Consider the following 11,469-nt stretch of genomic DNA (forward strand, 5'->3'; position numbering starts at 1 on the left):
CCAGCGGCCCTTGTTCGCCGGCAAGCCGGCTCCTACAAGGCACTCCTATACGTTAAACTCGCGCCACTGCTGTCTGGAGCTACTTATGCGCGAAGAGTTGAACCAAGGCCTGATCGACTTCCTCAAGGCCTCCCCTACCCCTTTCCATGCCACTGCCAGCCTCGTTCAACGCCTGGAAGCGGCGGGTTACCAGCGCCTCGACGAGCGCGAGCCATGGACCACCGAAGCCAACGGCCGCTACTACGTCACCCGTAACGACTCCTCCATCGTCGCCTTCAAACTGGGCCGGCATTCACCCCTGCAAGGCGGCATCCGCCTGGTAGGCGCCCATACCGACAGCCCCTGCCTGCGGGTCAAGCCCCAGCCGGAACTGCAACGCCAGGGCTTCTGGCAACTGGGCGTCGAAGTCTACGGCGGCGCATTGCTGGCTCCGTGGTTCGACCGCGACCTGTCCCTGGCCGGCCGCGTGACCTTCCGCCGCGACGGCAAGGTGGAAAGCCAGCTGATCGACTTCAAGGCACCGATCGCGATCATTCCCAACCTGGCCATTCACCTCAACCGTGAAGCCAACCAGGGCTGGGCGATCAACGCACAGAACGAACTGCCGCCGATCCTGGCCCAGTTCGCCGGCGACGAGCGGGTGGATTTCCGCGCAGTGCTGACCGACCAACTGGCGCGCGAGCACGGTCTGAACGCCGATGTGGTGCTGGACTACGAACTGAGCTTCTACGACACCCAGAGCGCCGCGGTGATAGGCCTGCACGGTGACTTCATCGCCGGTGCACGCCTGGACAACCTGCTGTCCTGCTACGCCGGCCTGCAGGCCCTGCTCACCGCCGACACCGAAGAAACCTGCGTGCTGGTGTGCAACGACCACGAAGAAGTCGGCTCCTGCTCGGCCTGCGGCGCCGACGGCCCGATGCTCGAACAGACCCTGCGCCGCCTGTTGCCCGAAGGAGACGAATTCGTCCGTACCATTCAGAAGTCGCTGCTGATCTCCGCAGACAACGCCCACGGCGTGCACCCCAACTATGCCGACAAGCACGACGCCAACCACGGTCCGAAACTCAATGCCGGCCCGGTGATCAAGGTCAACAGCAACCAGCGCTACGCCACCAACAGCGAAACCGCCGGCTTCTTCCGCCACCTGTGCATGGCCGAAGAAGTGCCGGTACAGAGCTTCGTGGTGCGCAGCGACATGGGTTGCGGCTCGACCATCGGCCCGATCACCGCCAGCCATCTGGGGGTACGCACTGTGGACATCGGCCTGCCGACCTTCGCCATGCACTCGATCCGCGAGCTCTGTGGCAGCCATGACCTGGCTCATCTGGTGAAAGTGCTGAGCGCCTTCTACGCTAGCCACGAACTGCCATGAGGCAGAGGGCGGGCGCGTGAACACACGCCCGCCTGTTTCTGATGCACATCAACCCAGGCCGCGACAAAGCGACCTAGACTTACAGTTACTCCTCCTGACAAGGCTGTCGCCATGATCTCGATGTCTTCGTTCCACTCCATGCTCATCCCCATTCTCACGGGCATGATCCTGCTGGCCATCGGCTTCAACTTCCGGGACAAGAACCTCGGCGTGTTCAGCATGTGGATCGGCATGCTGCTGATTCTCGGCACCGTGGTCTACAAGATACTGGCCAAGCTCGCGGAATAAATGCAGCACTCACCCTCGCATTGAATTTAGCGGCCTCGTACACTCGGGCGATCCATTTTCCCCGAGGTTGACCGCCCAGTGTTCGCTCGTCTTTTTGCCCTGCCCTGCTATGCGCTCGTCTGCCTGCTGACCCTGCTGCCCCTGGGGAGCGCCCAGGCGGTGGGCTTGCCTGGCTTACTGGGCAACCAGACCAAGGCGCAGCCACAGGCAGAGGAACCCCTGGGGCAATCCCTGGACGAGGTGATCAAGTCCCTGGAGAACGACCAGCAACGGGCCAAGCTGCTGGCGGACCTGAAGAAACTGCGGGACGCCACGAAAAAAGCCCAGCCCACTCCAGAAGAGGGCGTGCTGGGCCTGATCGGCGGCACCCTGTCGAACCTGGAAAAGCAATTCTCCGGGGCCGACAGCCCGGTTACCCGCTGGTCCGACGAGTTCGACCTGGCCAAGGAAGAACTCGCAGCACTGATGCTGCCAGCCAGCCAATGGCTGCCGATCATCTTTGCCTTTGCCCTGATCCTCATGGTCTGGAGCCTGCTGGCAGCAGCGCTGATCTGGCTCAGCCACCGGGTGCGCCTGCGCTTCGGCCTGACCGAAGACCTGCCACAGCACCCCAAGACCTGGGACCTGCTGCGCTTTGCCCTGCGCAAGCTCGGCCCCTGGATGATCGCCCTGTTGATCACGGTCTACATGACCTACTCCCTGCCCTCTTCCCTGGGCAAGGACCTGGCCATGGTCCTGGCCTACGCCCTGGTGGTCGGTACCTGTTTCTCGGCGATCTGCGTGGTGGCGTTCTCCGTACTCGACGGTCCGCACCGCCATCGCGCCCTGTACATCCTGCGGCGCCAGGCCTTCCGCCCGCTGTGGTGGATCGGCAGCTTCGCCGCTTTTGGCGAGGCCCTGAGCGACCCGCGCATGGTGGCCAGCCTGGGCCAGCACCTGGCCCATACCGCGGCGACCTTCGCCAATGTCATGGCGGCGCTGTCCACCGGAGTATTCATCCTGCGTTTCCGCCGCCCCATCGCCCACCTGATCCGCAACCAGCCGCTGTCGCGGCGCCTGACTCGCCGGGCCCTGAGCGACACCATCGAGATCATCGGCACCTTCTGGTACCTGCCGGCGCTGGTGCTGGTGGGTATCTCGCTGTTCGCCACCTTCGTTTCCGCCGGTGACACCAGCACCGCCCTGCGCCAGTCGTTGCTGTGCACGGTACTGCTGGTGCTGTGCATGGTGATCAACGGTCTGGTACGCCGCCATGCCCTCAAGCCCCAGCGCGGGCACAAACGCCATGCGCTGTACTCCGAGCGGCTGAAAAGCTTCTTCTATACCCTGGCTCACCTGGCGGTCTGGCTGGCGTTCATCGAGCTCGGCCTGCGAGTCTGGGGCATGTCGCTGATCCGCTTCACCGAAGGCGATGGCCATGAAGTCAGCGTCAAGCTGTTCAGCCTCGGCGGCACCCTGATCTTTGCCTGGCTGATCTGGATTCTCAGCGACACCGCTGTGCATCACGCCCTGACCCGCTCGCGCAAGGGCCTGGCCAACGCGCGCGCGCAAACCATGATGCCGCTGATCCGCAACGTGTTGTTCGTGGCGATCTTCATCATTGCCACCATCGTTGCCCTGGCGAACATGGGCATGAACGTCACGCCGTTGCTGGCCGGTGCCGGTGTCATCGGCCTGGCCATCGGTTTCGGCGCCCAGTCCTTGGTGGCGGACTTGATCACCGGCCTGTTCATCATCATCGAAGACTCCCTGGCCATCGACGACTACGTCGATGTCGGCGGCCACCTGGGCACCGTCGAGGGCCTGACTATCCGTACCGTGCGCCTGCGGGACATCGACGGCATCGTGCACACCATCCCGTTCAGCGAAATCAAGAGCATCAAGAACTACTCCCGGGAGTTCGGCTACGCGATCTTCCGCGTGGCGATCCCGTACAACATGGAAATCGACGACGCAATCAAGCTGATGCGCGATGTCGGCCAGAAGATGCGCACCGACCCCCTGCAGCGCCGCAATATCTGGTCGCCGCTGGAAATCCAGGGGGTGGAGAGTTTCGAGTCCGGCAGCGCCATCCTCCGGGCCCGTTTCAAGACCGCACCGATCAAGCAGTGGGAAGTGTCCCGGGCGTTCAACCTGTCCCTCAAGCGTCACCTCGACGAAGCCGGGCTGGACCTGGCTACGCCGCGCATGAGCATCCAGGTGATCACCGCAGGGGGCGGCGCGGAAAAGGAGTGATCCTGTAGGAGCCGGCTGGCCGGCTAACGACACTGGCGCCTAAAGAACGTCAACACCGACATGAATCGCGTCATGGCGCCAGAACTCCAGGTCGCAATCGATCAGCCGCTCGTGCTGGTCATAGTTGACCCGGGCAATCCGCAGCCCCGGGCTGCCCACCGAGACCTTCAAGGCCGCCGCCGCTTCCGGCTGCAGTGAGGTGGGCACGATTTCAAAGCGCACCCGTCCGTAGTGCAGGTCGTAATGCCGGGCATAGAGTTCGGTGATCGACTGGTTCAGGTCCAGATCGAGAATCTTCGGAAAATACTTGGGGTTCAGGTAGTGCTCGACATACAGCACCAGCCGCTCATCGATGCGTCGTGCGCGGCAGATCTGGATCACGCTGGACAGTGCCGGCAATTGCAGCCAGGCGCAGACCGCCGCCGATGCCGGTTGCAGGCGCGCGGAAATCACCTCGGTGGAGGGTACCCGCCCCTGGGCGCTGACCATGGCGTGGAAGTGGCTGCGCTGCATCAGGTTGTAGGCCAGACGCGGCGGCGAGACAAACCAGCCACGACGCTCTTCACGGTAGATCTGGCCCTGGGCCTCCAGTTGCAGCAGGGCCTCGCGCACAGTGATGCGGGTGGTGGCGAACAGCTCGCTGAGCTTGCGTTCGGCCGGCAGCTTGCTACCGGGCGTCAACAGCCCGTGGGCGATCTGCTCCTGCAGGACCTGGCCGATGGCTGTCACCGCTTTGGTTGCATCAATACGCATCAACGTTACCTATCTGGACTAGACCAGCACTGTTTCAGGGCAGCGCAGTGGCCGGGGCAGTGCTCTGCATCCGTGCCCAAAGCCTAGGCAATGCATATGACTGACAGATGACAAAGGCGCGCAGCGGGCCTGTCACCAACTTGCAAATTACCCGCCAGATCCTTGTTCTGCGGGCGCTTGGCCATGGTCTACGCTTATTTCGCAGCCTAGGACCTGCGCCTTAATCCGTGCGTCGATCGTTGGCACCGACATCAAAGTGTCATCCAACCCGCCTAAATTGGCTCAGGTATTGCTGACCTAGACCAACCCACCGCAAGACTGTCGATAAAACGCAGCGTTGAACACGCCCAAAGGAGCTTCGGATGAAACAGCTTTTCCTGGCATCACTGTTAGGCTCGACCATTGCCCTGTGCACCGCCGCCATGGCTGCTGATAACGATTTGAAAACCCTGGAAGCCGCTGCGAAAGCAGAAGGCGCGGTCAACAGCGTCGGCATGCCCGATGACTGGGCCAACTGGAAAGGCACCTGGGAAGACCTGGCCAAGATCTACGGCCTCAAGCACATCGACACCGACATGAGCTCGGCCCAGGAGATCGCCAAGTTCGCCGCCGAGAAAGACAATGCCAGCGCCGATATCGGCGACGTTGGCGCAGCCTTCGGCCCGATCGCGGTCAAGCAGGGCGTGGCCCAGCCTTACAAGCCGAGCACCTGGGCCCAGGTCCCGGACTGGGCCAAGGACAAGGACGGCAACTGGGCGCTGGCCTACACCGGCACCATCGCCTTCATCATCAACAAGAAGCTGCTGCACGGCTCCGAAGCGCCGAAGAGCTGGGCCGACCTGGAAAAGGGCAAGTACAAGGTTTCCATCGGTGACGTGAGCACCGCCGCCCAGGCCGCCAACGGCGTACTGGCCGCCGCCATTGCCAAGGGTGGTGACGAGAAGAACATCCAGCCGGCGCTGCTGATGTTCGCCGAAATCGCCAAGCAGGGCCGCTTGTCCCTGGCCAACCCGACCATCGCGACCATGGAAAAGGGTGAAGTGGAAGTGGGCGTGGTCTGGGACTTCAACGGCCTGAGCTACCGCAACAAGATGGTCAACAAGGACGACTACATCGTGCTGATCCCATCGGACGGCTCGGTGATCTCCGGCTACACCACCATCATCAACAAGTACGCCAAGCATCCCAACGCCGCCAAGCTGACCCGCGAGTACATCTTCAGCGACGCCGGCCAGACCAACCTGGCCCGCGGCAATGCGCGGCCGATCCGTGCCGAGCACCTGACCCTGCCGGCGGACGTACAGGCCAACCTGCTGCCCAACGAGCAGTACAAGCACGTAACACCGATCAAGGACGCCGATGCCTGGGAGAAAACCTCCAAGGGCCTGCCGCAGAAGTGGCAGGAAGAAGTGATCATCAACATGCAGTAATACTGCATCCCTGTAGGAGCCGGCTTGCCGGCGAATGGCTCAAAGGCGCTGCACAGACAAGCGCACACAGGCCACTCGCCGGCAAGCCGGCTCCTACACACCTGATCCCGGAGTCCTCCACCTCATGAAGCACAATGTCATCCTTGTGGTGCTCGACGGCCTCAACCACGAAGTTGCCCGACACGCCATGGGGCACTTGCAGGCCTACGTCGGCGCCGGTCGCGCCGCCTTGTACAAACTGCAATGCGAACTACCTGCCCTCTCTCGCCCGCTATACGAATGCATTCTCACCGGTGTGCGGCCGATCGACAGCGGCATCGTGCACAACCAGGTCTCGCGCCTGTCCACCCAGCGCAGCCTGTTCCACTACGCCCGCGAGGCCGGCCTGAGCACTGCCGCCGCGGCCTATCACTGGGTCAGCGAGCTGTATAACCGTTCGCCCTTCAACGCCCCGCAAGACCGGCACACCGCCAACCCTGAACTGCCGATCCAGTACGGCCACTTCTACTGGAGCGATCATTACCCCGATTCCCATCTGTTCGCCGACGCCGAGGACCTGCGCCTGCGCCACCAGCCCAACCTGCTGCTGGTGCATCCGATGAACATCGACGACGCCGGACACAAGCACGGCCTGGACAGTTCGCAGTACCGCAACAGCGCGCGCTCGGCGGACATCATTCTCGCCGACTACCTGCAAGGCTGGCTCGACGCCGGTTACCAGGTGCTGGTGACGGCCGACCACGGCATGAACAACGACCGCTCGCACAACGGCTTGCTGGCCGAGGAGCGGGAGGTCCCGCTGTTCGTTCTCGGCGACGCTTTCAGCCTCGACCCCGCTGCCGCGCCGAAACAGACCGAACTGTGCGGCACTATCTGCCAATTGCTGGGCGCGCCCCATGACAAACCTTTCTGCCGGGAGCTGTTGAAGTGAATTCAGTCACCCGTGGCAAATGGCTGGCGGCCCTGTGCCTGGTGCCCTTCGCCCTGTTCTTCATCGTGTTCCAGATCGCCCCCCTGGTGTGGGTGCTGATCAACAGCCTGCAATCGGAAGAGTTGGGCTGGGGCCTGGCCAACTTCACCAGGATCTTCAGCTCGAAGTTCTACCTGCAGGCCATTCAGTACAGCCTGGAGATCAGTTTCTGGTCCAGCGTGTTCGGCATCATCATCGCCGTGCTGGGCAGCTACTCCTTGCGCCGGGTGGACTCCAAACTGCGCAACTTCGTCAATGCCTTCGCCAACATGACCAGCAACTTCGCCGGGGTGCCCCTGGCTTTTGCCTTCATCATCCTGCTGGGCTTCAACGGCACCATCACCATCATGCTCAAGCAGACGGGGGTCATTCAGGACTTCAACCTGTACTCCAAGACCGGGTTGATCATTCTCTACACCTACTTCCAGATCCCCCTTGGCGTGCTGCTGCTCTACCCGGCCTTCGACGCCCTGCGCGAGGACTGGCGTGAATCCGCCGCTCTGCTGGGGGCCAGCGGCTGGCAGTTCTGGCGGCATATCGGCCTGCCGGTGCTGACCCCCGCGCTGCTGGGCACCTTCGTCATCCTGCTGGCCAACGCCCTGGGCGCCTACGCCACGGTCTACGCCCTGACCACCGGCAACTTCAACGTCCTGCCGATCCGCATCGCGGCCATGGTCTCCGGGGACATCTCCCTGGATCCGAACATGGCCAGCGCCCTGGCTGTGGTGCTGGTGGCGCTGATGACCCTGGTGACCATCGTCCATCAACTGCTGTTGAAGAGGAGCTACCATGTCTCGCGCTGAACCCGGCTCCGCCGTGCTCTACCACCGAGTGGTGGTCTACCTGCTGTTTGCCATCCTTCTGCTGCCGCTGCTGGGGACCTTCGTCTACTCGATTGCCAGCAGCTGGTCGGCGACCATCCTGCCCAGCGGCTTCACCTTCAAGTGGTACCTGCAGCTGTGGAGCGACCCACGTTTTCTTAATGCCTTCGGCCAGTCATTGCTGGTCTGCGTGGGTGCGCTGGTGCTTTCAGTGGTGCTGATCCTGCCGCTGCTGTTCGTGGTGCACTACCACTTCCCCAGGCTCGATGCGCTGATGAACATCCTGATCCTGCTGCCCTTCGCGGTGCCGCCGGTGGTGTCCTCGGTGGGCCTGCTGCAACTCTATGGTTCGGGGCCCTTCGCCATGGTCGGCACGCCCTGGATCCTTATCGGCTGCTACTTCACCGTGGCATTGCCGTTCATGTACCGGGCCATCACCAACAACTTGCAGGCGATCAACCTGCGGGACCTGATGGACGCAGCCCAACTGCTGGGCGCCAGCACCTGGCAGGCGGCCTTCCTGGTGGTCCTGCCGAACCTGCGCAAGGGCCTGATGGTGGCGCTGTTGTTGTCCTTCTCGTTCCTGTTCGGCGAGTTCGTGTTCGCCAACATCCTGGTGGGCACCCGCTATGAAACCCTGCAGGTCTACCTGAACAACATGCGCAACAGCAGCGGCCACTTCACCAGCGCCCTGGTGATTTCCTACTTCTTCTTCGTGCTGGTTCTGACCTGGGCCGCCAACATCTTGAACAAGGACAAAAGCCAATGAGCTTCGTCAGCGTCCAACACCTGCAAAAGAACTATGCGGGCACCACGGTGTTCAGCGACATCAATTGCGAAATCCGCAAGGGCGAGTTCGTCACCCTGCTCGGCCCTTCCGGCTGCGGCAAGTCGACCCTGCTGCGCTGCATCGCCGGCCTGACCCCGGTGGACGGCGGCAAGATTCTCCTCGACGGCCAGGACATCGTGCCCCTGAGCCCGCAGAAACGCGGGATCGGCATGGTATTCCAGAGCTACGCGCTGTTTCCCAACATGACCGTGGAACAGAACGTCGCCTTTGGCCTGCGCATGCAGAAGGTCAACGCCGACGACAGCCACAAGCGCGTGCAGGAGGCCCTGCAATTGGTGGAGCTCAACGACTACGCCAGCCGCTACCCGCACCAGCTGTCCGGCGGCCAGTGCCAGCGCGTGGCCCTGGCCCGCTCCCTGGTGACCCGCCCACGCTTGCTGTTGCTGGACGAACCGCTGTCGGCCCTGGATGCGCGGATCCGCAAGCACTTGCGCGAACAGATCCGCAATATCCAGCGGGAACTGGGCCTGACGACCATCTTCGTCACCCACGACCAGGAAGAAGCCCTGACCATGTCCGACCGGATCTTCCTGATGAACCAGGGCAAGATCGTCCAGAGCGGCGATGCCGAAACCCTCTACACCGCCCCGGTGGACGCCTTCGCCGCGGGCTTTATCGGCAACTACAACCTGCTGGATGCCGACAGCGCCAGCAAGCTGCTGCAGCGGCCGGTCAGCGGCCGCATCGCCATCCGCCCGGAAGCCATCGAACTGCGCAAGGAAGGGCAACTGGATGCGCTGGTACGCAGCCACAGCCTGCTGGGCAACGTGATCCGCTATCGGGTCGAAGCCCGTGGCGTGGAGCTGGTGGTGGATGTACTCAATCGTTCGGCCGATGACCTTCATGCAGACGGCCAGCGTCTGGCATTGACCATCGATCCGACAGCCCTGTGTGAGGTAGCCTGATGGCATTCACGCAATTGATCCTCAAGAGAGAGCGGCACTGATGGCCTTGGCAATTTTTGATCTGGACGAAACCCTGATTCACGGCGACTGCGCCACCCTCTGGAGCGAGCAGATGGGCCGCCTGGGCTGGGTCGATGGCGAGTCGTTCATGCGCCGCAACCATGAACTGATGGACGCCTACAGCCACGGCAAGCTGGCCATGGAGGAGTTCATGGACTTCAGCCTGGAGCCCATGACCGGACGCACCCCGGAAGAGGTCGCGCACCTGGTCGAGCCCTGGGTCGAAGAGGTGATCGAGCCGATCATCTTCAGTGATGCCTGCAAGGCCATTGCCGCCCATCGCCAGGCCGGCGACCGGATCCTGGTGATCTCAGCCTCGGGCACCCACCTGGTGAAACCGATTGCCGCGCGCCTGGGTATCGACGAAGTCCTGGGAATCGAGCTGGAGGTGCAGCATGGGGTCTACAGCGGCCGCACCGTTGGCACCCTGACCTACCGCGAGGGCAAGATCACCCGCCTGCTGCAATGGCTGGATGCCGAGGAAGAAAACCTGGAAGGCGCGACCTTCTACTCCGACTCGCGCAATGATCTGCCGTTGCTGCTGCGGGTGGACCACCCGCAGGTGGTGAACCCGGATCCGGTGCTGCGTGAACATGCGCAGAAAGCCGGCTGGCCGATCCACCACTGGAAGTGACCCGTCCCTGAGATCCGCGGAGCCAGCTTGTGTAGGAGCTGGCTTGCCAGCGAACAGACCGCCAGGCCTGGCGCCCCCTTCGCCGGCAAGCCGGCTCCTGCAGGGTTCAGGTCAGGCTGGGGTCGATCACCAGCACCAGCTTGCCCGAGACCTGATTGGTCGCCAGTTCCGCAAAGGCGGCTTCTGCATCCTGGATCGCAAAGGTCCTGGCCAATTGCGGGCTCAGGCGCCCTTCGCTGAACAACGGCCAGACATTCTGCCCAAGGTCGCTCAACAGGTCGGCCTTGAACTGATCATTCCGGCTGCGCAGGGTCGACCCCAGAAACTGGATGCGCTTGGCCAGCACCTGGGCCAGGTCCAACTGCGCTTCGCGCCCGCCCATCAAGCCGATCAGCACCCAACGCCCATCCAGGGCCAGCAGCTTGAGGTTGTTGGCCACATAATTGGCGCCCACCGGGTCGAGAATCACATCAAACGGCCCAAAATCCCGCAGCGCATCAATACCATCGGTACGCACCACACCGCCCTGGGCACCGAGGCTCTCGCAGTAGGCCAGGCGATCGGCCGAACCAACGCTGACCCAGCACGGGTTGCCGAACGCCTTGCACAGCTGGATAGCTGCCGAACCGACGCCACTGGCGCCAGCGTGCAGCAGGACCTTCTCGCCCGGCTTGAGCGCTGCCAGCTGGAACAGATTCAGCCAGGCTGTGCTGTAGACCTCGGGCAGAGCAGCCGCCTCGGCCAGGGACAACCCTTCGGGTACTGGCAGTACATGGCGGGCATCTACCACCACTTCTTCAGCCATGCCTCCGCCCGCCAGCAGGGCACAGACCCGATCACCCACTTGCCAGGACGAACCCGGGCCCACTTCACTGACCACCCCGGAGCATTCCAGGCCAAGGGCCTTGCTGGCTCCGGGAGGTGGGGGATAGAGCCCCGCACGCTGCAACAGGTCGGCCCGATTGAGGCCAGCAGCCGCCACCCGAATGCGAACTTGCCCTACATCACAGGACGGACTTGGCTCTTCCACCCACTCCACATGACCTTCAACGCCTTGCAATGCTTTCACAGTGCCTCCATAGTGAGTCTGGACTGAGCCCGGAGCGGTAGCACCGGGCTTTTTGCATTATGCGACCGGTCCTTATGGA

11 protein-coding genes are annotated in these 11,469 nt (G+C 62.9%); 9 read left to right on the forward strand and 2 right to left on the reverse strand.

Annotation, left to right across the window (positions count from 1 at the left end; genetic code table 11):
- Window positions 1-85 precede the first annotated feature (85 nt).
- The 3 genes from KCG88_RS08370 (at window position 86) to KCG88_RS08380 (ending at window position 3,898) form a co-directional block, all read left to right on the forward strand.
- Window positions 86-1,375 carry a M18 family aminopeptidase gene (locus tag KCG88_RS08370; RefSeq protein ID WP_047288397.1) on the forward strand — a complete coding sequence of 430 codons (1,290 nt, stop codon included), beginning with the start codon at window positions 86-88 and terminating at the stop codon, window positions 1,373-1,375.
- A gap of 111 nt (window positions 1,376-1,486) precedes the next feature.
- The gene (locus KCG88_RS08375; protein WP_011062653.1) at window positions 1,487-1,663 is read left to right on the forward strand and encodes a hypothetical protein; all 177 of its coding nucleotides are present in this window, start codon (window positions 1,487-1,489) and stop codon (window positions 1,661-1,663) included.
- A 78-nt stretch (window positions 1,664-1,741) separates the two neighbouring features.
- Window positions 1,742-3,898: a mechanosensitive ion channel domain-containing protein gene (locus KCG88_RS08380; RefSeq protein ID WP_047288399.1), complete on the forward strand. Its 2,157-nt coding sequence runs from the start codon at window positions 1,742-1,744 to the stop codon at window positions 3,896-3,898.
- 39 nt (window positions 3,899-3,937) lie between these two features.
- Here the strand turns inward: KCG88_RS08380 and KCG88_RS08385 are convergent, their stop codons facing one another.
- Window positions 3,938-4,651: a UTRA domain-containing protein gene (locus KCG88_RS08385; protein WP_047288401.1), complete on the reverse strand. Its 714-nt coding sequence runs from the start codon at window positions 4,649-4,651 to the stop codon at window positions 3,938-3,940.
- A 362-nt stretch (window positions 4,652-5,013) separates the two neighbouring features.
- On the opposite strand from KCG88_RS08385, the gene KCG88_RS08390 reads away from it, so the two are divergent.
- From KCG88_RS08390 to KCG88_RS08415, 6 genes are all read left to right on the forward strand, one after another.
- Complete coding sequence (locus tag KCG88_RS08390) at window positions 5,014-6,081, forward strand: ABC transporter substrate-binding protein (protein ID WP_047288403.1); 1,068 nt, start codon at window positions 5,014-5,016, stop codon at window positions 6,079-6,081.
- 124 nt (window positions 6,082-6,205) lie between these two features.
- The gene (locus KCG88_RS08395; protein WP_047288405.1) at window positions 6,206-7,012 is read left to right on the forward strand and encodes an alkaline phosphatase family protein; all 807 of its coding nucleotides are present in this window, start codon (window positions 6,206-6,208) and stop codon (window positions 7,010-7,012) included.
- Window positions 7,009-7,854, forward strand: coding sequence for an ABC transporter permease subunit (locus tag KCG88_RS08400; RefSeq protein ID WP_210712217.1), 846 nt, complete (start codon window positions 7,009-7,011; stop codon window positions 7,852-7,854). The genes KCG88_RS08395 and KCG88_RS08400 overlap by 4 nt, the downstream gene beginning before the upstream one ends.
- Entirely contained in the window at window positions 7,841-8,641 is an 801-nt protein-coding gene (locus KCG88_RS08405; RefSeq protein ID WP_210712218.1) for an ABC transporter permease, read from the forward strand. Before KCG88_RS08400 ends, KCG88_RS08405 begins: the two co-directional genes overlap by 14 nt.
- Entirely contained in the window at window positions 8,638-9,627 is a 990-nt protein-coding gene (locus KCG88_RS08410; protein ID WP_047337525.1) for an ABC transporter ATP-binding protein, read from the forward strand. Before KCG88_RS08405 ends, KCG88_RS08410 begins: the two co-directional genes overlap by 4 nt.
- 40 nt (window positions 9,628-9,667) lie before the next feature.
- The gene (locus KCG88_RS08415) at window positions 9,668-10,321 is read left to right on the forward strand and encodes an HAD family hydrolase (RefSeq protein ID WP_047288409.1); all 654 of its coding nucleotides are present in this window, start codon (window positions 9,668-9,670) and stop codon (window positions 10,319-10,321) included.
- 106 nt (window positions 10,322-10,427) lie between these two features.
- On the opposite strand, the gene KCG88_RS08420 is transcribed toward KCG88_RS08415, so the two are convergent.
- Entirely contained in the window at window positions 10,428-11,390 is a 963-nt protein-coding gene (locus tag KCG88_RS08420) for an NAD(P)H-quinone oxidoreductase (RefSeq protein WP_047288410.1), read from the reverse strand.
- Window positions 11,391-11,469: the final 79 nt, after the last annotated feature.

This window comes from Pseudomonas sp. MWU349 (assembly GCF_017947325.1).
GTDB lineage: Bacteria > Pseudomonadota > Gammaproteobacteria > Pseudomonadales > Pseudomonadaceae > Aquipseudomonas > Aquipseudomonas protegens.